This is a genomic window from Erwinia sp. MYb416 (assembly GCF_037479575.1).
Lineage (GTDB): Bacteria > Pseudomonadota > Gammaproteobacteria > Enterobacterales > Enterobacteriaceae > Erwinia > Erwinia rhapontici.
The window spans coordinates 972852-993098 of the sequence record NZ_JBBGYT010000438.1 but is presented as its reverse complement, the minus strand read 5'-3'; the positions used below and the strand labels follow the sequence as shown (position 1 = coordinate 993098).

Here is a 20247-nt window from a genome sequence, read left to right as displayed (position 1 = left end):
GGGTTACACTCCGCGCCGGTCCGGCGTCCATTCGTGGGAGGTCAGCGCCGTCAGAACATGGTCCTGCCAGCGCCCGTCAATCAGAAGGTAATCTTTGGCGTAGCCCTCTTTTTCAAAGCCGAGGCGCGCCAGTAAACCGCCGCTACGGTGATTATGTGGCATGTAGTTGGCCATAATACGGTGAATGCGCTGCTGCCGCTGCATATAACGAATTACGCTTTGCAACGCCTCAAACATCATCCCCTGCCCCTGCCATTTTTCCCCCAGCGAATAACCGAGGTAGCAGGCATGAAATGACCCGTGCAAAATGTTGCTGAAGTTGGCCACACCGCGCACTTCATTTTCCTCCGGGTCCATCACTGCGAAATAGAATGCGCTGCCCTGCTTCTGCATTTCTGCAATCAGCCCGAGCCGCGCCTGCCAGCCGGAGGGATAACAGTGACTTTCATCACGCACGGGTTCCCAGGGTTTCAGGAACGCGCGATTTTCCGCATAGTAGTCAGCCAGTCGCCAGGCATCACGCTCATTGACAAGACGAACCACCAGTCGATCGGTCGTCAGGCGCACTTTCGGCGCAGCAGTACGGTAGCCAAACATCTTCTCTCCTGAAATCCCTGGCCGGGTGTAAGTTTGCGGGGGGGGATTTATCGGCGAAAAAGCACGTTATCCCCATCGCTTTACTATAACCGCCATCCGAATCCCCGGTAAAACACTGCCGATTAAAAATTCGTAAAATTGTGGAGAAAACAACGAATGTCAGGGACAGGTTTGCCCTATGGCGGGTTCTCTTCCATACTTCCTTTGTACATTCAGATAGTTGATGAGTGCTCATCATTTATCCCAATTTAAGGGGAACCGCTTGAAACTCTATATTTATGACCACTGCCCGTTCTGCGTGAAAGCCCGCATGATCTTCGGCCTGAAAAATATTCCGGTTGAACTGGTGGTGATGATGAACGATGACGAAGCCACGCCAAACCGTCTGATCGGTCAGAAAATGGCACCGATTCTGATGAAAGAAGACGGTAGCTGCATGCCGGAAAGTCTGGATATTGTGCAGTACATTGATCGGGTGGATCATGACCCCCTGCTGACCGGTAAAACCAATCCGGCGATCAGCGACTGGCTGCGACATGTCCACACTTATGTGAATAAACTGCTGTATCCGCGCGTAGCAGAAGCCCCGTTTGCCGAGTTCGCGACCCCGGAAGCACGCAGCTATTTTAAAAACAAAAAACAGGCCGTTGCCGGTGATTTCGCTGAGCTGAGAGAACATTCAGCAGGCTGGATTAAAAACATCAATGATGACCTGCGTAAACTCGACAAGTTGATTGTTAAACCGAATGCCGTGAGCGGTGAATTGTCGCTGGACGATATCCACCTGTTCCCGCTGCTGCGTTCCCTGACGCTGGTGGCCGGGGTAGAATACCCAACCCGCGTGGCGGATTACCGCGACAATATGGCAAAACAGACCCAGATCACCCTGCTCTCCTCTTCCGCTTCCTGACCTGTCCGGGCCGTCAAACGGCGGCCCGACACATTCCGTTGTCATTTTTCCCGGTTTCTCTCAGCGTTGTCCTGGTGACGAGCAGGCGCGAGTGGTGCATGCTATCCCCCTGCTCCGGTAGGATCGACCGGTGATTGAAAACAGAGGAACATCATGAAAAAAATACTTTTTGGCCTGAGCGCTTTACTGTTAGCGGGTTTGGTCAGCGGCTGTAATGATATTGCCCAGTACAGCATCAGCGAGCAGGAAGTTAACCAGGCGCTGGTGAAACACAATAACTACGAGAAGAATATTGGTGTCTCCGGGCTGGCCGATGCGCATATTACTCTGAGCGATCTTAGCAGCCAGATTGGCCGTGAAGAACCAAACAAAATCACCCTGACGGGCAAAGCTAACGTCAACATCAGTTCCCTGTTTGGCCCACAGCAGGCAGAAATGATGTTAAAGATGAAAGCACAGCCCGTGTTTAATCAGCAGGAAGGCGCGATCTATCTGAAAGATATGGAACTGGTTGATGTGACAGTGCAGCCGGAGAAAATGGCAGGCGTACTGAAAACCCTGACACCGTATCTTAACGAGTCGTTGAAGAATTACTTTAATCAGAAACCGGCTTATGTATTAAGCACAGACCGCAGCAAAGCGGAATCGCTGGCGAAACGCTTTGCCAAAGGGCTGGAAGTAAAACCTGGTGAACTGGTGATCCCATTTACTGACTGACAGAACAAGGCGGTACGGTCTGCCCGTACCGTTTTTTATCCCGGCGCGCATAAACCTGGTGCATTCCCCCCGTTTTATCCCTATCCTTTGTACCCGGCCAAAACCTGCCCTTTTCCCACTCTGCCGGAGCACATCGCATGACCACACAACCTCAGCAATTGATTATTCGCCGCCCTGACGACTGGCACATCCACCTGCGTGATGGTGATATGCTGGAGGCGGTCGTGCCGTTTACCAGTGAGGTGTGTGGACGCGCCATTGTTATGCCAAACCTGGTGCCACCCGTCAGCAGCGTTGCTGCCGCCCGTGCCTACCGTGACCGCATTCTTGCTGCCGTTCCTGCCGGGCATCATTTTACCCCGCTGATGACCTGCTATCTTACCGACGGTCTGGACCCGGATGAGATCGAAACCGGCTTCACTGAAGGCGTGTTTACCGCCGCAAAACTCTATCCAGCGCACGCCACCACCAACTCTGCGCACGGCGTGACCAGCATTGCGTCCATTGCCCCGGTGCTGGAGCGTATGCAGAAAATTGGCATGCCGCTGCTGATCCACGGTGAAGTCACCGATGCGCATATCGATATTTTTGACCGTGAAGCGCGTTTTATTGAGACTGTGCTGCACCCGCTGCGCCTGCAATTTCCGGAGCTGAAAGTGGTGTGTGAACACATCACCACCAAAGAAGCGGCCGCGTATGTGCTGGAAGGCAATCGTTTCCTTGGTGCCACCATCACCCCTCAGCATCTGATGTTTAACCGCAACCATATGCTGGTGGGCGGTATTCGCCCCCATCTCTACTGCCTGCCCATCCTGAAGCGCAACATTCACCAGCAGGCACTGCGTGACGCGGTGGCAAGCGGTCACGACCGATTCTTCCTGGGCACCGATACGGCGCCGCATACCCGCGATCGTAAAGAAACCAGCTGCGGCTGTGCCGGGGTATTTAACGCCCCCTCAATGCTCTCCGCCTATGCCACGGTATTCGAAGAGATTGGCGCCCTGGCCCACTTTGAAGCCTTCTGCTCCGAAAATGGCCCACGTTTCTACGGCCTGCCGCTGAATCAAGGCACCGTGACACTGGTTCGTGAGCCCTGGACCGTGGCGGAATCCGTCTCCGTTGGCCGCGACGGCCACACCCTGGTACCGTTCCTGGCGGGTGAAACCCTCAACTGGAAGGTCGACATTTAATCGCGCGCCCTCCCTTGGGCAATGCGCGATAATGATTGCGCACGGTTGAATTACTGTATATATTCACAGTAATTCAACCGGAGGCTATCATGCGTATTGAAGTCACTGTAGCAAAAACCACGTCCCTGCCTGCAGGCGCTATTGATGCGCTGACGCAGGAACTCAGCAAGCGAATCGACAAACAGTTTCCAGATGGCACCAATACCATATCGGTACGCTATGCCGGAGCCAATAATCTGACGGTGATGGGCGGCGGAAAAGAAGCCAAAGATCAGATCACCGATATTTTACAGGAAACCTGGGAAAGCGCTGACGACTGGTTTATCGCCTGAGTTAATGCGGTTGTGATGTCAGGCAATACCGCTATTCCCGTTCGATTCCATAATGATTGTGCCGTTTTTGCCGGATACGCCATCCGGCTTTTTTATGTGCGCGCCTTACCGCTGAACGCTGATAGACGGCTCGGGTAGAATATCCTATTCTGAGGCTGACATTTATTACTGAGGTTTTTCCTATGGCTGCCGATAATCCAGATGAGGCAATGACGTTTGGCGAACTGCTGGCGATGATTGGTGAACAGCAACGCCGTCTGACAGTATTAGAAAATGCCTTTTCCACCCTCTCTTTCTGTCTTGATGACAAAGCTAACCAACTGTTAATACACAGTTTAAAGCTTGAAGGACAGAACCAGAACTACGATGAACAGCTCCAGCAGCATTTCATCCGTCTGGCCGGGGAACTGGAAAAACGCCTGGGTGTGTTACCGATAATACCGGATGTGTCTTAAATATAACCTGTATTATCACACCTGAAATAATGCTGCCATTCATCAGCAGGGTGATTATTTTCCACCCTGCGATGCTTAATTAGCGTGCGAATAGCGCCTGATTTTTACGCAGAACGAAATTTAAGTCTGCGAACAAAAAAACTCCTGTTATAATTAGAAAGCTCTAAGAAAAAAAGCCGCATTGAACCTCGATAAAACACTTCGTTGTCATCTTTCACGAGTAATAGGGGGTTATAATGGACAGAAACAAAGAGGTCATCCAGACACATCCCCTCATCGGATGGGATATCAGTACCGTAGACAGCTATGATGCCATGATGATCCGTCTGCACTCGCTCTCTTCCGATCATCAACCGGCAGAAGATGCTGAAGTCGGTCAGACCTACTGGCTGACAACTGATGTTGCAAGGCAATTTATTTCCATTCTTGAAGCTGGCATTGCCAAAATAGAAGCCACCGAATACCAGGACCGTGATTACAAGAAGCACTAATCTGCAACTGAATCTTGTTTCCCAGGGCACCCAACAGGGTGCCTTTTTCATGTCTGCCATATTTGCTATTCTGCTTCAATTGCTTGATTAACAGAGGCTGATACTGATGGTTTACGATTTAATTGTGGTGGGCAGTGGCTCCGTCGGTGCTGCCACCGGCTGGTATGCCACGCAGGCGGGTCTGAAAGTACTGATGATTGACCGTCATCATCCGCCACACAGGGAAGGCAGCCATCATGGTGAAAGCCGCCTTATCCGCCATGCCTACGGTGAAGGTGCTCGCTATGTCCCAATGGTTCTGCGCGCCCAACAGCTGTGGGATCAACTGGAACAACAGAGCGGCGAGCGCGTCATGCAGCGCAGCGGCGTACTGAATCTTGCCCCACACCGCTCCGAATTTATTCAGAATGTTATCCAGAGCGCAGAACAGTTTGCATTAAACGTACAGATCCTGAACGAAGCAGAGATGCGTCAGCGCTGGCCGCAGATTAGCGTACCGGACGGTTATATCGGCGTGTTTGAACCACAGTCGGGCTACCTGAAATCAGAGGTTGCCGTTAAGAGCTGGATCCGCATGGCGAAGGATGCCGGCTGCGCCCAGCTTTTCAACTGCGGCGTCACACAAATTGCAACCGAGGACGGCCTGCAAGCGGTCACCACCTCGGACGGCGTTTACCGTGCGCGCAAACTGCTGATCAGCGCCGGAACCTGGGTGAAAACCCTTTACCCTTCCCTGCCGGTCACCCCGGTACGAAAAGTGTTTGCGTGGCATCAGGCCGACGGTCGCTACAGCGAGGACAATAAGTTCCCGGCGTTTACCGTCGAGATGCCGGACGGCATCCACTACTATGGTTTCCCCGCCGATAACAACGCCATCAAAATCGGTAAACACGAAGGTGGGCAGCCCATTGATACGCCGGATGGACGTAAACCTTTTGGCAGCGTAGCGGAAGACGGCAGTGAGCTGTTTAACTTTATGCGCACTTTCCTGCCGGGCGTTGGCGTATGCCTGCGCGGGGAAGCCTGCACCTATGACAACACCGCGGATGAAGACTTTATTATTGATACCTTCCCCGGTGAGCCGAACCGCATGCTGATTACCGGTTTAAGCGGCCACGGTTTTAAATTCGCCAGCGTACTGGGAGAAATTGCCACCCAGTTCGCCCAGGGGAAAAGCAGCGACTTTGATTTAACGCCGTTCGCGCTGAAGCGCTTTCAGTAGTCACGGATTCAAGGCCCATGCTTTGGGTTGCGTGTTTTAGTCGTCTTACTGGACTGGCCTGCCCCCTGGCAGGCCGTCAAGATAGCGACGTCTGTTCCCGTCCCTGTTCTAAAAACTACCAGACACCATACGGATATACTTTGTCCTTAATAAATTCTTTTGTATTTTCTCCGTATTCATAACCGTTTGAAAAATTAGTTATCCCTTTGCAAATATCTAATTTATCCCCGGATAACGTCTTCAGCACAGACGGCGTTATACGATAATTATGCTCGAAGCGGATACCATTTACCCAGACGGCCACCTTTCCTTCAGGAGCCAGCCCCATCTGTACGCTGTCGTAATACGCAGCCTTGCCAAGATAATTCTTGTATACGCTGGGTTTACGCATTTTATCCACCACATCCCAGGGAAAAGTCAGATGGGTTTCATAGACCTTTTTATCAATCACTGAATCCCAGCAAAAAATCATATGCTTAGGAGGTTTTTCAACGTGATTCCAGTAACCATTGAGAGCCCGCGCACTGTCGTTCCACTCACCCGTCACGTCATGTAATGGCTGCGTACTGTCCAGGGTATTGAAGCGATACACGGTGCCAGCGGCATCCTGTACCACAACAAACGTCACCAACGCGGGTAAATATATGGGCGTGAAAAAGTTGAATTTCCACTCTTTTGGCTCCGTGTTTTGAGTCGCCTTCTTGGGTTGTCCTGCCCCCTGGCAGGCCGTCAGGATCAGTAGCGAAAGCAGCCCGGCGATCTGTTTTATTTCCATATTCAGTTCCCGTCCTTGCGCTAAAAATTACCAGACACCATACGGATACACTTTGTCCTTAATAAATTCTTTTGTATTTTCTCCGTATTCATAACCGTTTGAAAAACGTGTTATCCCTTTGCACAGCGCTAATTTATCGCCGGAAACCGTTTTCAGCACTGCAGGTATTACGCGATGGTTCGGTTCAAATCCTATGCCATCTATCCAGACGGCGACTTTTCCTTCAGGGGCCAGTCCAATCTGGATACTGTCGTAATATGCAGTCTTGCCAAGATAGTTCTTGTACATGCTGGACCTGCGCATTTTATCTATAGCGGCATCAGATAACGTCAGGTGAGTTTCATAGACCTTTTTATCAATCACCGAATCCCAGCATAATAAAATATGACGGGGGGGAGATTTTGTCCGGTTCCAGTGTCCATTGGCAGCCCGCGAGCGTTCGTTCCACTCGCCGACAACGCTATCCAGAGCAGGCGTATAGTCTAAGGTGTTAAACCGATAATCAATATTGCCAGCATCGAGGACGGCGGCAAAGGTCACCAGTGCGGGCAGGGCTTTGGGTGTAAAAAAGTTAAATTTCCACTCCGTTGGTTCCGTGTTTTGAGCCGTCTTGTTGGCCTGGTCTGCCCCCTGGCAGGCCGTCAACGTCAGTAGTGAAAGCAGCACAGCGATCCGTTTTATTTCCATATTCTGTTCCCGTCCATATCGTAAATCGTCCGTTGCCAGCGTTCATCCGGTCGGTTGGTAAAGGTCACCAACTTCGCGGGCTTCACTGCCCCGGTGATCCTCCCCTGACTGTCCCGCATCACGCTGTTCCAGTTGGCCGAACAGTGAAGGTATTTACCCGCCAGCGCAGTAATTTCCGCGATAGTAAACTCGCTGACCAATTGACCATTGCGGACAGCGCGGCCCATCACAATGGCTTTTTTATACAACTCTTTTAGTTCGGTCGGTAATGAAAGGTTGTCATCTTTAGGCAGTATGGGTTCAAACACCACCCCCGCATCCTGCGCGGCGTCGATCATTACCCGCAGCGCCACCTTTGACCAGTCATTGCGCGTCGGGCGCTCGAGGATCAGCGCGGCACCGCTGCGTTTTTGCAGCATACCATAGCGGTCGGCGGGCATTCGGTCGTCATGCCAGGCTCTGAGTTTAATCACGTTACCCTCAAGCAGCGGCGCTATGGCCGGATAACGCATCATGATCCCAAACTGTGCACCGGCATGACGATACGTTGCGGTCTCCTTATCAGAAACAGAAGCCTGAACCGTTTCAAACTGCGGGCGCGTAAGGAAACAGGCTTCATGCTCGTCAGGATTATACCCGCCGCCAATATCCGAATGCGCCCCGGGCAACGCCAGTTCCGGCCAGGCAGGCTTTACGCTGTTCAGGGCGAAGTTAAAGCGGCACTCATGCTGCGCGGTGATATGGAACACCTTCTCCGCCACGCCGGGGCGCAGCGCGATATTCACCTCTCCGGTATCCGCACTGTGCGGGTTAAAACCGTTAAGCGGCGTACCGATGCCCGCCACAGTATCAAATATCCCCAGAAAACGGGTTTTCCCACTGGGGGTACCCGTAAATTTAACCTCACCGAGACCAGCGTGGATGGCCGCCACAATGGCATCATCCTGCTCGAACACCCGGTTGGCAAAATGCCGCGCCGCTGCCGCGCCACGACTAAAACCAAAGATATCAAACTGCAGTTCTTTAATGATGCATGAACGGGCTTCCGGGTTCTTGAGCAAATAGCTCAGTATACCCTCTACAATCGCTGCGACAGCCTTGTCGGTTTTACTGACCACCCCAGTATTACCTCTGCCCGTTCCCATTCCGTAAGCGCTGTCGCCCTGTCCGCTTTCGGTACCGATTCCCTCAATATAAATAGCACTCTGTCCATAACCTGTATCAGCCGTAATATTCTGCTTATACAGCGTTTTGAGCCAGTGCACATTGGTGAAATAGCCGAGATGACTTCCGGCAGCAAAGCCGTTGTGGCCCTTTTTAAGCTGTATACACTGGAAATAAGCTGACTGAGCATCGCCATTGCTCATGCCAAAATGTTCCCCGGAACAGGCGACAAGACTCTCCGCGGTATTGTGTGCATTATTCCCCGTCCCATCAAAAAACACCCCGATCGTCAGCGTGATTTCGCGCCGCTTTGTCTTCGCGGACTGGGCGTGTTGTTGCGGTACGTCTGCCTGAGAGGGGGCGAAAAGGGAGAGTTCAATCGGATCTGGCTTACGCTGTCTTACGCTGGCGGGTTCTTTGCCGTAACCGTCAGGAATGGAAGAAATAAACGTCGCCCCGCAGGGGCAGGAACTGACGCTGTCGAGCGTGCCGGCCAGCGGCATCCCGCCCACCCTGATTTTGCCAGGCCCGCTGATGATGCTGTACGTCATACCCGGGTTCTTACCGCAGGAGACCAGACTGCCCTCCCGCGGAAGCTCCGCACCACGCAGAAAGACGGTCGAGTGACCGCCCAGTACTTCCCCACCGCAGGTGGTTTTATCGCCAACGCGAAGAAAATAGCCCTTTGCCATATGCTGTCCTTAGCCCGTTTACGTTGAACATAAAATGTGCGAAGGACAACTTAACCAGAAATTTTCATAAAAAAAATACGCGAACCGGTAACCCGGCCCCCGTATTTTTACGATTTATTATCTGAGTTTGTGTATTTTCAGACGAGGGATTTACTTCTCTGTAGCCGCAGAGGTTTTCTTCCCACGCAAACGCAGTTTATCCACCAGACGCTGCGCTTCTGCACGGCTGCCAACCGACGGCGCCGATCCTCGTAGTGGCTTGCGTGCCGTTTCACGCAGGGTGAAGACCGTGATCACCCCGATAACCCCCGCGCCCATCAGATAGTAAGCAGGCATCAATAAGTTACCCGTCTTCTCCACCAGCCAGGTGGTGATCAGCGGTGTGGTTCCGCCAAACAAGGACACCGACAGGTTGAAACCTATCGCCAGCGCACTGTAACGAATATCGGTGGAAAACAGCGCCGGTAAGGTGGCAGGCATCGAACCGCTGAAGCAGGTGTGAATCACCCCCAGGATCATCAGGCCGAGAAACACCAGCCACAGGTTTCCGGTGCCGATCAGCATCATGCACGGCACCGCCAGCAGGATCAGCGCGACAGCCCCGCCCCAGATCACCGGACGGCGGCCCAGACGATCGTTCCAGTGCCCCCAGAACAGCGTCAGCGGCATCATGACGAACATCACCACCATAATCAGCAGCAACGAACTCAGCTCACTCAGGCCGAGGATCCCGGTCAGGTAACTCGGCATATAAGACGTCATCATATAGTTCGAGACGTTAAACAGCAGCACCAGCCCAATACACTTCAGCATCGCCGCGCGATACTTTTTCAACATCTGCCACAGGTTAAGGCGGGGTTTGCTGTGTTCCAGCTGCTCCTGTTTCTCCATATGCTTCTGGAAAGCCGGCGTCTCTTCCAGCTTAAGGCGGATATACAGGCCAAACAGCCCCAGGGGCGCAGCAATAAAGAAGGGAATACGCCATCCCCAGTCCAGGAGCGCCTGTTCCGGCATTGCCGCCGTCAGTCCGGTCACCAGACCTGCGCCCAACAGGTAGCCGCCGAGCGTACCAAACTCCAGCCAGCTCCCCATAAACCCACGCTGCTTATCGGTAGAATACTCGGCAATAAACGTTGCCGCTCCGCCATATTCACCGCCCGTCGAGAATCCCTGTAACAGACGCGCCAGCAGCAGCAGCACCGGAGCCATAATACCAATGGTGTGATAACCTGGGATCAGGCCAATACAGAAGGTACCGATCGACATCATGATCATCGTCAGGGCCAGCACCTTCTGGCGGCCAATACGATCCCCCAGCGGACCAAACACCAGCCCACCTACCGGACGCACCAGAAACGCGGCGGCAAAAGCACCAAACGTTGCCAGCAGCTGTGCCGCCGGGCTACCGCCAGGGAAAAAGACCTTACCGATGGTCACAGCCAGAAAGCTGTATACCCCGAAGTCGAACCACTCCATGGCATTGCCAAGAGCCGCAGCCCCGACAGCCCGCTTCAGCATCGGTTTATCGACGATGGTGATATCGTCGACACTCAACGCCGGTTTAGCGGACTTATCTTTATTCCAGAAATGTTTTTTTCGGGGCTGTTGCCCCTCTGATGTGTGACCCATTGCATGCTCCCGGTGTGACTATCAATGAGCAGCCTCATAGCTTTCGTCGCCTGACAGAAAATGGAAAATAGCAAAGGGGAAGAAAGCTATAACGCAGCGAATTAAGAATGGTAATTAACGGTAAATCTTATAGCGGACGTTACTGACACGTCTTTACGGTAGACAATATCTCGCAAAAATTCAAGTTAAGCGCAATATTCACTGCTCTGGTGACGAATTTTAATCACAGACGCTATATTTTTCACTTTACGTGAGATATTCACCTCAAAAACGCAATAATAACCACCAGCAATGAATTAATTTTCATAACGATTAAACTCTGCCTGATATTGACATAACGTGACAGAAAATTGACATTACCTTAATTAAACAGCAAAAAATCAGAACATCATATTTTCATTCAACTGCCGTTAAAGTGCCAAAAATACGCAACCATCCACCATAAAACGCTATAACACTTCTGAATTACTGGGCATAACTCATTTTTTTATTCAAAATATTTCACGCTATGAGTGAATTTTAAAACCAGTAAAATTATTTGTTGATTTTGCCCTTACATCTGGTCAGTCTTATTGAAAATTCTGACAAACGGGTCTCTCAATGCAATTGAAAAATAGCGTGTTGCGTTATGGCTCACTGAGTATTGCTATGCACTGGCTGGTGGCGGGTACCGTTTACGGTATGTTTGCACTTGGTCTGTGGATGGTCACCCAGGGCTATTATGATACCTGGTATCACAAAGCGCCGGAGCTGCACAAAAGTATCGGTATGGTGCTGTTTGTTGTGATGCTGGTGCGCGTGGTGTGGCGTTTTGTTTAGCCGCCCCCTAAACCTCTCAGCAGTTATACGCCGCTGGTACGTTACAGCGCCGTCGCCGCCCATCTTCTGCTTTACGGCATTCTGTTTGCTATTTTAGTCAGTGGCTATCTGATCTCGACTGCCGAAGGTAAACCTATTGATGTCTTTGGCGTGCTGCCGGTGCCCGCGCTCTTCTCCGGGCTGGGTGAACAGGCCGACCTGGCCGGTGATATCCATCTCTGGCTGGCATGGAGCGTGGTGATCCTCTCCGGGCTGCACGCGCTGGCCGCACTGAAACACCACTTTATCGATCGTGATATTACGTTGAAAAGGATGCTGGGTCACCGCATCGACTAACTAACAGGAATGGAGAACACCATGCTGAAGAAAAGTATTCTGGGTTTAACGACTGCCGCACTGCTGATGACCGCAGGCACCGCCAGCGCCGCAGATTATAAAATTGATAAAGAAGGACAGCATGCCTTTGTCCAGTTCCGCATCAAGCATCTGGGCTACAGCTGGCTGTACGGTACGTTTAAAGATTTCGATGGTAGCTTTACCTTTGATGAGGCCGATCCGGCGAAAGACAAAGTCAATGTCACCATTAATACCGGCAGCGTGGACACCAACCACGCCGAACGCGATAAACACCTGCGCAGCGCTGACTTCCTGAATGCCAGCAAATTCCCGCAGGCAACGTTCGTTTCAACGGGCGTAGAGAAAAAGGGTGAAGGCCTGGCCGTGAACGGTAATCTGACACTGAACGGCGTGACCAAACCGGTGAAACTGGCTGCGAAGCTGACCGGCGAAGGGAAAGATCCATGGGGCGGCTACCGTGCAGGCTTTGAAGCCACCGGGACCATTGCCCTGAAAGATTTCAATGTTAAATCCGATTTAGGCCCGGCATCGCAGGACGTTGAGCTGATTATTTCTGTCGAAGGCGTGCGTCAGTAACGCCAGACTGGCCTCTCACCGGAACATCGCCCGGTGAGAGGTCGATACACCCGGTTACTCTTCAGGCGAAGGGATGTGCATCGTGGTACTCAACAGGCCACGGGACTTGTTGAAAATCTTATTACCGTTCTCACGACCCGCACGGCGGGCACGCTGCTCTTCCGGCGGTAACGCCAGCTCTTCCATACAGATTGGGCTACAGCAGTGATTAAATTTCTCAGCGCAGCTCGGACACTGAATAAACAGCAGATGGCAGCCATCGTTCAGGCAGTTGACGTGGGTATCACAAGTCTCACCGCACTGGTGGCAGTTCGCAATAACATCCTCGGAAATTCGCTCCCCCATACGTTCATCAAAGACAAAATTTTTGCCTTTAAAACGCACCGGTAACCCCTGCTCACGGGCACGACGGGCATATTCGATAATCCCGCCTTCAATGTGGTACACATTTTCATAGCCGTTGTGACGCATCCAGGCACTGGCTTTCTCACAGCGGATGCCGCCGGTGCAGTACATGACAATTTTTTTGTCTTTGTCCTGCTGCAACATGTCCACCGCCATCGGCAGCTGATCACGGAAGGTGTCCGCCGGAATTTCCAGCGCGTTGTCAAAATGCCCCACTTCGTACTCATAGTGGTTACGCATATCGACAAATACTGCCTGTGGATCGTCCAGCATCGCATTCACTTCGGCGGCTTTCAGATAAGCACCGACATCGCTGGCATCAAAACTGTCATCCGTGATGCCATCAGCAACAATGCGCTCGCGCACTTTCAGGCGCAGCACCCAGAAAGATTTACCGTCGTCGTCCAGCGCAATGTTCATTCGCAGATCGTTCAGCGCCGGGTGGAAGCCGTACAGCGCGGCTTTCATCTGCTCATACTGGCTGGCCGGGACGCTGACCTGCGCGTTAATGCCTTCTGCCGCCACATAAACGCGGCCAAACACTTTCAGCTTTGTCAGGGTGACATACAGGGCGTCGCGGAACGCGCGCGGATCGTCAATAGTGAAGTACTTATAAAAAGAGACTGTGGTACGCGGTTCGGTTTCGGCCAACATGCGCGCCTTCAGCTCTTCATTGGAAACAAGGTTATGTAACACTGGCATGGTGTACGTTCCTGCATTCAAAGAGAGGAAAAATTTGCGGCGCTATCATACCTGAGGCATGGTGGATTGTCCTTAGTCACAGCCCTTTTTCATCACAGCAATCTACAGATAATGTAAAATATCTCGTTGTAAATCGCACAATTAGCCATAATTAAACTTTTATACCTATTCATAATTACTCTAATTTACTTGCGATCCGGACACTCATGACACAGCTTCCCCACTTCAATCGCACATTGCTGCATCCCCGTTATTGGTTTACCTGGTCAGGGATTATCCTGCTGTATTTGCTGGTTTTGTTGCCCTACCCGGTGCTGTACTTCATTGGTTGTGGCCTGGGAAGAGTCTCAATGCGCTTCCTGAAATCCCGGGTGACCATTGCCAGACGTAACCTTGAACTGTGCTTCCCGCAGATGCCGAATGCCGAACGCGAAGCGCTGGTCATCTGTAACTTTGAGTCACTGGGCATGGGTCTGATCGAAACTGGCATGGCCTGGTTCTGGCCCGACTGGCGCATCAAAAAATGGTTCAGCGTTAGCGGGCTGGAGCACATCCAGAAGGCGAAAACGGATGGAAAAGGCGTGCTGCTGATTGGCCTGCACTTTCTGACGCTGGAGCTGGGTGCGCGCATTTTTGGCATTTATAATCCGGGAATTGGCGTTTATCGGCCCAATGATAACCCCCTGATCGACTGGTTACAGACCTGGGGACGGATGCGTTCCAATAAAAGCATGCTTGACCGTAAAGACCTGAAAGGGATGATCCGCGCCCTGAAGAACGGCGATATCATCTGGTATGCTCCCGACCATGACTACGGTCCCAAAAGCAGTGTGTTCGTGCCGCTGTTCGCCGTAGACGAGGCCGCCACCACCAAGGGAAGTTACCTGCTGATCCGCAGCGGCAACCCGGCGGTGATCCCTTTTGTTCCACGACGTCTGCCTTCTGGCAAAGGCTATGAAATGGTGATCCTGCCAGAGCAGACCTCCGCCATTCCGCTGGACGATGAACGCACCACTGCCATACATATGAACCAGATTATTGAGCACGCCGTCTTAATGGCCCCCGAACAGTATATGTGGCTGCATCGCCGCTTTAAGACCCGTCCTGAAGGGCAACCCTCTTTTTACGACAACTAACGGGTCGCCGATCCGGCCTGTTCCAGTATTTGAAACAGTTTTTCATTTTTTTTGATCGCACGTCGGTTAGCAGCAGAATAAGCGCGTATACTTGGTGAGCTAATAGTTCAAAAGGTGACCCTTTATTTTATGTCCACGCCCGCTGCCCCCGCTGCCGCCATCAACTGGCAAAGAAATCTGTTCGTGACCTGGATAGGCTGTTTTCTGACGGGAGCAGGATTCAGCCTGGTGATGCCCTTTCTGCCGCTCTACGTGGAGCAACTGGGCATCACCGATCCTCAGGCACTGAATCTCTGGTCAGGACTGGTCTTCAGCATTACGTTCCTTTTTTCCGCGATTGCCTCCCCCTTCTGGGGCGGACTGGCCGACCGCAAAGGACGAAAAATCATGCTGTTGCGTTCGGCACTCGGGATGGCCATCGTGATGATGTTGATGGGGATGGCAACGTCTATCTGGCAATTTCTGGCGCTGCGTGCCCTGCTCGGTTTGTTGGGGGGATTTGTTCCTAATGCCAATGCGCTGATCGCTACCCAGGTCCCGCGCGGTAAAACCGGCTGGGCGCTGGGCTGGCTCTCCACCGGTGCGGTCAGTGGCGCACTGATTGGCCCGCTGATTGGCGGCCTGCTGGCCGACAGCTTTGGTCTGCGCCCGGTGTTCTTTATCACGGCAGGCGTGCTGTTTACCTGCTTTATGATGACGCTGTTCTGCGTACGCGAAAGTTTTATTCCGGTGCAGAAAAAAGACATGCTGCACGCCCGCCAGGTGCTGAGCTCGCTGAAAAACCCGCGCCTGGTGCTGGCGTTATTTGTCACCACACTGATTATTCAGGTCGCCACCGGTTCCATTGCGCCGATCCTCACGCTGTATGTGCGTGAGCTGGCGGGACATGTCTCTAACCTGGCCTTTATCAGCGGGATGATCGCCTCGGTGCCGGGCGTCGCGGCGCTAATGAGCGCGCCCCGGCTCGGCAAACTGGGCGACCGCATCGGCCCTGAGCGCATTTTGATCACCATGCTGATGCTGTCCGTACTGTTGCTGATCCCGATGGCGTTTGTGCAGAATGCGTGGCAGCTGGGGATTCTGCGTTTCCTGCTCGGCGCCGCCGATGGCGCACTGCTTCCCGCCGTACAGTCTCTGCTGATTTATAACGCCAGCAACCAGGTGGCCGGGCGCGTGTTCAGCTACAACCAGTCATTCCGCGATATTGGCAACGTCACCGGGCCGCTGATGGGTGCGACCGTCTCAGCCCACTTTGGTTTTCGGGCGGTGTTTATCGTCACCGCCTGCATTGTGCTGTTTAACGTGCTGTATACCTGGATCACCCTGCGCGGCCGTAGCGAAATGATGGTAGTGCGGGAAGAGTAACGTCATCCTCAAACCAGGGCGATGTGCAGTTTTTCCAGCAGCTGGCACATCTCTTCGTCGGGCCACGCATCCACCACCAGCGTGCTGGCCAGCGAGAGATCGCCGATGGCAAAGGCCGAGGCAGAGTTCAGTTTTTCCTGCGATACCAGCACCACGGTTTCCGCGGCCCGCTCTGCCAGCGCCCGTTTTACGCAGGCCTCTTCATAGTTTCCCGTGGTCAGCCCGGCGCTTTTATGTACCCCGGTCACCCCCATAAAAAACAGATCGGCATTGATGCGGCGTATCCCTTCCATCATCGCCGCACCGACCGTCACCACCGAATGCTTGTAGAGTTGCCCGCCAATGATAATCACCTCAATCAACGGATAATCCACCAGCCCGACCGCCACGCCCGGACTGTGCGTGACCACGGTAAAAGCCCGATCCCTCGGCAGCAACGTGATCATCTCAGCCGTGGTCGTGCCACCGTCGATCATCACCACCTGACCGTGCTGAATCAATGCGGCCGCTTTCTCCGCCACCCGACGTTTGGACGCCATCTGCACGCTTTTTCTCGTTTCGAAGGGGGCAATCGCGGCAGACACCGGCAGCGCACCGCCGTGAACGCGTTGCAGCAACCCTTCTGCCGCTAACTCTCTCAAATCCCTACGAATAGAGTCTTCTGATACGGAAAAATACTGGCTCAGTTCACGCGAAAGCACCTGCTTTTCGCGATCGAGCATGGCCAGGATCTGCTGTTTGCGCTGACTGGAAAGCACGGTTCCCCCTTCACGATTGATCTTGATATTGCACGATTATGCATGTTAGCGTGTTTTCTGTCACCACAATAAGGGCATAAACATGCAAAACATGCAGGAACGCATACGCAACATCCGCGAGCAGCTGCTGTCGGATAACTGGTACACCCTGAAAAAATACACCTTTGAACTGCTGCGCCGCGACGGCAGCTGGCAGGAGCAAAGCCGGGAATCCTACGATCGCGGTAACGGCGCCGTGGTGCTGTTGTACCACAAAGCCCGAAAAACCGTGGTACTGACGCGGCAGTTTCGCTTCCCCATTTTCGTCAACGGCCATCACGGTTTTCTGATTGAAGCCACCGCAGGCCTGCTGGATAACGCCTCGCCGGAAGCGCGTATTATTGCCGAAGCCGAAGAAGAAACTGGCTTTCGCATCACGCACATCGAAAAGGTGTTCGAATCCTATATGAGCCCCGGTTCAGTGACAGAAAAACTGTTCTTCTTTATCGCCGAATATTCTGATGACGATCGTCAGGGAAGCGGCGGTGGCGTCGCGGAGGAAGGGGAAGATATCGAAGTACTGGAGTGGCCCTTTTCCCGCGCACTGGACGCCGTGCGCAGCGGCGAAATTATGGATGCCAAAACCATCATGCTGATCCAGCACCTGGCCATTAACCCCATTTTTTAGGAAATCATTATGAAATCACTGCAAATTTTAGTGGCAGGCCCGGTACGCAGCGGCACAGGCGACCGTGAAGACTTAATCCATGCCAACCTTGAACGTATGGAACAGGCAGCTTTAGCCATTTACCAGAAAGGGCATATTCCGCTGATTGGCGAGTGGCTGGCATTTCCGCTGGCGCGGATTGCCGGGTCGCAGAAGATTGGCGATGCGATCAGTGAAGCGTATTTATATCCGGTCGCACACCGACTTATTGGCCACTGTGATGCCATTCTGCGTTTACCGGGTGAGTCACGCGGAGCCGATAACGACGTACGCATTGGCCATGAGCTGGGGCTGACGATTTATCAGCATCTGGATGAGATTGCACAGGTTTAATCGTGCCGGGGTGGCATTTAAACAAACGCCACCCCCGGCTAATCAGAAACTGATATCGGCGGCCAGGCCACCAATTAACGCATCCTGAACCTGACGCACCCCGCCCGGTTTAGTCACAACTTGCAGGTTGGGACGTATATTCAGCCAGCGGGTAGCCTTCGCGTTGTAATACAGTTCATAGTTCCATTCCGCGCCCTGTTGCAGCGGCAGATAAGCCGGATTGCGATAATCGCTCACGCCGTTTGCGGCGTTCTGCCCCTCACGCATCTTTGTGTAGTCGCTGTTAACATGGATACGCGCCATGCCGATGCCGATCTCATCCGCGGGACGGGCATCAAAGGGTCCTTTCCACGCCAGTGCCAGCGACTGATAATTGTCCATCTTCGCCGTACGATGGTCGTTCATCACATACTGGAAACTCACGCTCAGACCACGCTTGTTATCACCGTCCATCGCGAACAACTGCTGTTCGGCCAATAGATAGCCGCCGTAAGCACGTCGGTTATGCTGATACTCCCCATCCTTAAACGAGTGAAAATCCCCGCCCTCGGTGGAACTGTAGAACATCCCCAGCCGATAATTACCCTGAAGTTTGTCCTGCCCAAGCTGCGGCTTCCAGCCCAGTTCAACCGGGATCAGGTTTCCTTCGCCGTGGCCCATATCAAAACGAAATCCGTTCGCTTTCGTGTAGTTGGCACGGTTCTGGTTATAGACTCCGACCTGGAAATAAACGTCTTCGGGCAGATTGAGTTTGAACCGCCCTCCCCACTGCGATACCGGGGCGTTAAACCAGCGGTCGTTACGCCAGTGGCCCGGCTGTCCGCCGCCCATCGCCCAGTTCTGGAACATTCCGACGCTGGCCGTATCGAAATCCTCGTTGGTGGTGACACGGCCCAGCTTCACTTCCAGCCAGTGATCAAACAGTGACTGATTGAGCCAGAACTGCGTCAGGCGCAGATAGTCACCGCGTGCCGAAATACCCTGTACGTTAGACAGGCCACCGGTTCGCGGATCGTTAATATAGGGCGTAAGGTTTTGCCCGTTGCGGTTGGTCAGCGTCACCTGAAACTGACCGCCCTGCCAGTTCATCAGTTTATCCAGATCGAGCTTACTGCCGAACGTCCACTGATCGGCATAGCGCATCGTGGTGCTGGTGCGGTAGCCGCCGGCCAGGTTGGCCGCCGACTGCGTGGTATAGTCCACCTGGAAATCCACGCCTTCATCCGCCAGATGTTTGCGGTAGCCCGCCCAGTCACCGAGCAGCCACGGGGAATCCGGGTCAAAAGGGGCATCATTCGCGAACACAGGCGCGGCAAGAAAGAGAAGACTGCAGGAGAAACGGGTGAGAACGGTTGTGCGCGACGCTCTGCACGTTAAGGCTGATTTATCCATATCACTGATCCTGAAAAGGGGGTGAACAACCTGGCACACCGCCAGAGTTGGGGCAGTTCATTTGCCCGGCGCTAATACATCATATTTCAGAAACAGAACCCCATTAAAAACGTGCGAAAAACCGCCGACAGCACGCGATGCTGGCGAGCCAGAGAATTCCTGGGAGATGGAGTTGTGTGCATTCTGGTGAATGAACTGCTGATATGTGAGGACCTCGGGATGAAGCCGGCTTGAGAACAGGCTCATCCCGGCTTAAAGGGCCGGGGTGATTGACTATTTAAAAATCACATCGAATAAATTTTGAGTTCGGCAGAACATGAACTAAACCGTAATCTCATAAAGCGTATCTGGAGGGGCCTGATATTTCTCAAAATCCGCATGAATGACATCATACAGCTCAGATAATGTTATCTTTTTGATGGTTTCGATTTGGTTACACTCCATCATTGCAACCACCATTTTTTCGGCATTGGTTAGCTTTATCATATCGACTAGCGTATCCAGGAGAATATTTAATCGTTCTTTGGGATCTGCAGGAAAACCTATGTCTGACGAGTCAGGATCGTATTGATCATAGTCAATTAAATATGTTGCATTAATTGCCCCATGACCATCTGCAATATCGAATAGGAAAAAATCATCTTTTGGAAAAAATTCCAATGGGTAGTTGAATAGCGCTCCGACCTTGATTGGCCGAATATTAAGTTGACTATTTTCAATATACTCCATTAATGAAGCCATCTCGTTAACGCCTAAGGCTGGCTCTAAGTATCCATAAACATCATTAGACATAATAAATCCTACTTATCAAGTATCCAAGGCCCTACAGCTTTACCA

General features: G+C 52.6%; 21 protein-coding genes and 1 pseudogene. 13 read left to right on the top strand and 9 right to left on the bottom strand.

The features are described 5' to 3' along the window. Positions 1-3: 3 nt before the first annotated feature. The gene (gene rimJ / locus WH277_RS14175) at positions 4-597 is read right to left on the bottom strand and encodes a ribosomal protein S5-alanine N-acetyltransferase (protein ID WP_159337080.1); all 594 of its coding nucleotides are present in this window, start codon (positions 595-597) and stop codon (positions 4-6) included. Positions 598-859: 262 nt separating this feature from the next. Here rimJ and grxB point away from each other — a divergent pair, with 262 nt between their 5' ends. The 7 genes from grxB to solA all read left to right on the top strand — a co-directional run bounded on the left by grxB (position 860) and on the right by solA (position 5914). Further along, complete coding sequence (gene grxB, locus WH277_RS14170) at positions 860-1507, top strand: glutaredoxin 2 (protein WP_133842781.1); 648 nt, start codon at positions 860-862, stop codon at positions 1505-1507. Positions 1508-1660: 153 nt separating this feature from the next. After that, on the top strand, positions 1661-2224 hold the full coding sequence (locus WH277_RS14165; protein ID WP_133842779.1) for a lipoprotein: 564 nt from the start codon (positions 1661-1663) through the stop codon (positions 2222-2224). Between the two features lie 137 nt (positions 2225-2361). Continuing rightward, the gene (gene pyrC / locus WH277_RS14160) at positions 2362-3414 is read left to right on the top strand and encodes a dihydroorotase (protein WP_133842777.1); all 1053 of its coding nucleotides are present in this window, start codon (positions 2362-2364) and stop codon (positions 3412-3414) included. An 89-nt stretch (positions 3415-3503) separates the two neighbouring features. Continuing rightward, entirely contained in the window at positions 3504-3746 is a 243-nt protein-coding gene (gene dinI, locus WH277_RS14155; RefSeq protein ID WP_133842775.1) for a DNA damage-inducible protein I, read from the top strand. Between the two features lie 182 nt (positions 3747-3928). After that, entirely contained in the window at positions 3929-4201 is a 273-nt protein-coding gene (locus WH277_RS14150) for a hypothetical protein (RefSeq protein ID WP_133842773.1), read from the top strand. 236 nt (positions 4202-4437) lie between these two features. After that, positions 4438-4692: a biofilm formation regulator BssS gene (bssS, locus tag WH277_RS14145; RefSeq protein WP_133842771.1), complete on the top strand. Its 255-nt coding sequence runs from the start codon at positions 4438-4440 to the stop codon at positions 4690-4692. A 106-nt stretch (positions 4693-4798) separates the two neighbouring features. Beyond that, positions 4799-5914, top strand: a complete 1116-nt coding sequence (gene solA, locus WH277_RS14140; RefSeq protein WP_227535994.1) for an N-methyl-L-tryptophan oxidase — start codon at positions 4799-4801, stop codon at positions 5912-5914. A gap of 115 nt (positions 5915-6029) precedes the next feature. On the opposite strand, the gene WH277_RS14135 is transcribed toward solA, so the two are convergent. The 4 genes from WH277_RS14135 to proP form a co-directional block, all read right to left on the bottom strand. Further along, positions 6030-6689, bottom strand: coding sequence for a DUF2931 family protein (locus WH277_RS14135; RefSeq protein ID WP_339505816.1), 660 nt, complete (start codon positions 6687-6689; stop codon positions 6030-6032). A gap of 27 nt (positions 6690-6716) precedes the next feature. Continuing rightward, a complete protein-coding gene (locus tag WH277_RS14130) occupies positions 6717-7376 on the bottom strand; it encodes a DUF2931 family protein (RefSeq protein ID WP_339505815.1) in 660 nt (219 codons plus the stop codon). Beyond that, a complete protein-coding gene (locus tag WH277_RS14125; RefSeq protein WP_339505814.1) occupies positions 7367-9232 on the bottom strand; it encodes a phospholipase effector Tle1 domain-containing protein in 1866 nt (621 codons plus the stop codon). Before WH277_RS14125 ends, WH277_RS14130 begins: the two co-directional genes overlap by 10 nt. Before the next feature lie 150 nt (positions 9233-9382). After that, positions 9383-10861: a glycine betaine/L-proline transporter ProP gene (gene proP, locus WH277_RS14120; protein WP_159337086.1), complete on the bottom strand. Its 1479-nt coding sequence runs from the start codon at positions 10859-10861 to the stop codon at positions 9383-9385. A 600-nt stretch (positions 10862-11461) separates the two neighbouring features. Here proP and WH277_RS14115 point away from each other — a divergent pair. Together WH277_RS14115 and WH277_RS14110 are read left to right on the top strand one after the other, a co-directional pair. Further along, a pseudogene (locus WH277_RS14115) lies at positions 11462-12016 on the top strand (cytochrome b). Between the two features lie 21 nt (positions 12017-12037). Further along, positions 12038-12613: a YceI family protein gene (locus WH277_RS14110; protein WP_339505813.1), complete on the top strand. Its 576-nt coding sequence runs from the start codon at positions 12038-12040 to the stop codon at positions 12611-12613. 54 nt (positions 12614-12667) lie between these two features. On the opposite strand, the gene trhO is transcribed toward WH277_RS14110, so the two are convergent. Continuing rightward, positions 12668-13720: an oxygen-dependent tRNA uridine(34) hydroxylase TrhO gene (gene trhO, locus WH277_RS14105; protein WP_339505812.1), complete on the bottom strand. Its 1053-nt coding sequence runs from the start codon at positions 13718-13720 to the stop codon at positions 12668-12670. 206 nt (positions 13721-13926) lie between these two features. On the opposite strand from trhO, the gene WH277_RS14100 reads away from it, so the two are divergent. Together WH277_RS14100 and mdtG are read left to right on the top strand one after the other, a co-directional pair. Then, the gene (locus WH277_RS14100; RefSeq protein ID WP_133840924.1) at positions 13927-14856 is read left to right on the top strand and encodes a Kdo(2)-lipid IV(A) acyltransferase; all 930 of its coding nucleotides are present in this window, start codon (positions 13927-13929) and stop codon (positions 14854-14856) included. 129 nt (positions 14857-14985) lie between these two features. Further along, a complete protein-coding gene (gene mdtG / locus WH277_RS14095) occupies positions 14986-16221 on the top strand; it encodes a multidrug efflux MFS transporter MdtG (RefSeq protein ID WP_171149399.1) in 1236 nt (411 codons plus the stop codon). Between the two features lie 8 nt (positions 16222-16229). Here the strand turns inward: mdtG and WH277_RS14090 are convergent, their stop codons facing one another. Continuing rightward, positions 16230-16979 (bottom strand): DeoR/GlpR family DNA-binding transcription regulator, encoded by a 750-nt coding sequence (locus tag WH277_RS14090; protein ID WP_339505811.1) that lies wholly within the window; start codon positions 16977-16979, stop codon positions 16230-16232. Positions 16980-17061: 82 nt separating this feature from the next. Here WH277_RS14090 and WH277_RS14085 point away from each other — a divergent pair, with 82 nt between their 5' ends. Together WH277_RS14085 and WH277_RS14080 are read left to right on the top strand one after the other, a co-directional pair. Further along, positions 17062-17646, top strand: coding sequence for a GDP-mannose pyrophosphatase (locus WH277_RS14085; RefSeq protein ID WP_339505810.1), 585 nt, complete (start codon positions 17062-17064; stop codon positions 17644-17646). Between the two features lie 9 nt (positions 17647-17655). After that, complete coding sequence (locus WH277_RS14080; protein ID WP_133840928.1) at positions 17656-18018, top strand: NUDIX hydrolase; 363 nt, start codon at positions 17656-17658, stop codon at positions 18016-18018. A 42-nt stretch (positions 18019-18060) separates the two neighbouring features. Here the strand turns inward: WH277_RS14080 and WH277_RS14075 are convergent, their stop codons facing one another. Next, entirely contained in the window at positions 18061-19410 is a 1350-nt protein-coding gene (locus WH277_RS14075) for a carbohydrate porin (RefSeq protein WP_339505809.1), read from the bottom strand. Positions 19411-19731: 321 nt separating this feature from the next. After that, entirely contained in the window at positions 19732-20202 is a 471-nt protein-coding gene (locus WH277_RS14070) for a hypothetical protein (RefSeq protein ID WP_339505808.1), read from the bottom strand. Positions 20203-20247: the final 45 nt, after the last annotated feature.

What these genes read in the sequence shown, in the direction of transcription:
- rimJ (WP_159337080.1), bottom strand. Translation starts at nt 597, where the DNA reads ATGTTTGGCTACCGTACTGCTGCGCCGAAAGTGCGCCTGACGACCGAT.
- WH277_RS14165 (WP_133842779.1), top strand. Translation starts at nt 1,661, where the DNA reads ATGAAAAAAATACTTTTTGGCCTGAGCGCTTTACTGTTAGCGGGTTTG.
- pyrC (WP_133842777.1), top strand. Translation starts at nt 2,362, where the DNA reads ATGACCACACAACCTCAGCAATTGATTATTCGCCGCCCTGACGACTGG.
- dinI (WP_133842775.1), top strand. Translation starts at nt 3,504, where the DNA reads ATGCGTATTGAAGTCACTGTAGCAAAAACCACGTCCCTGCCTGCAGGC.
- WH277_RS14150 (WP_133842773.1), top strand. Translation starts at nt 3,929, where the DNA reads ATGGCTGCCGATAATCCAGATGAGGCAATGACGTTTGGCGAACTGCTG.
- bssS (WP_133842771.1), top strand. Translation starts at nt 4,438, where the DNA reads ATGGACAGAAACAAAGAGGTCATCCAGACACATCCCCTCATCGGATGG.
- solA (WP_227535994.1), top strand. Translation starts at nt 4,799, where the DNA reads ATGGTTTACGATTTAATTGTGGTGGGCAGTGGCTCCGTCGGTGCTGCC.
- WH277_RS14135 (WP_339505816.1), bottom strand. Translation starts at nt 6,689, where the DNA reads ATGGAAATAAAACAGATCGCCGGGCTGCTTTCGCTACTGATCCTGACG.
- WH277_RS14130 (WP_339505815.1), bottom strand. Translation starts at nt 7,376, where the DNA reads ATGGAAATAAAACGGATCGCTGTGCTGCTTTCACTACTGACGTTGACG.
- WH277_RS14125 (WP_339505814.1), bottom strand. Translation starts at nt 9,232, where the DNA reads ATGGCAAAGGGCTATTTTCTTCGCGTTGGCGATAAAACCACCTGCGGT.
- proP (WP_159337086.1), bottom strand. Translation starts at nt 10,861, where the DNA reads ATGGGTCACACATCAGAGGGGCAACAGCCCCGAAAAAAACATTTCTGG.
- WH277_RS14110 (WP_339505813.1), top strand. Translation starts at nt 12,038, where the DNA reads ATGCTGAAGAAAAGTATTCTGGGTTTAACGACTGCCGCACTGCTGATG.
- trhO (WP_339505812.1), bottom strand. Translation starts at nt 13,720, where the DNA reads ATGCCAGTGTTACATAACCTTGTTTCCAATGAAGAGCTGAAGGCGCGC.
- WH277_RS14100 (WP_133840924.1), top strand. Translation starts at nt 13,927, where the DNA reads ATGACACAGCTTCCCCACTTCAATCGCACATTGCTGCATCCCCGTTAT.
- mdtG (WP_171149399.1), top strand. Translation starts at nt 14,986, where the DNA reads ATGTCCACGCCCGCTGCCCCCGCTGCCGCCATCAACTGGCAAAGAAAT.
- WH277_RS14085 (WP_339505810.1), top strand. Translation starts at nt 17,062, where the DNA reads ATGCAAAACATGCAGGAACGCATACGCAACATCCGCGAGCAGCTGCTG.
- WH277_RS14080 (WP_133840928.1), top strand. Translation starts at nt 17,656, where the DNA reads ATGAAATCACTGCAAATTTTAGTGGCAGGCCCGGTACGCAGCGGCACA.
- WH277_RS14075 (WP_339505809.1), bottom strand. Translation starts at nt 19,410, where the DNA reads ATGGATAAATCAGCCTTAACGTGCAGAGCGTCGCGCACAACCGTTCTC.
- WH277_RS14070 (WP_339505808.1), bottom strand. Translation starts at nt 20,202, where the DNA reads ATGTCTAATGATGTTTATGGATACTTAGAGCCAGCCTTAGGCGTTAAC.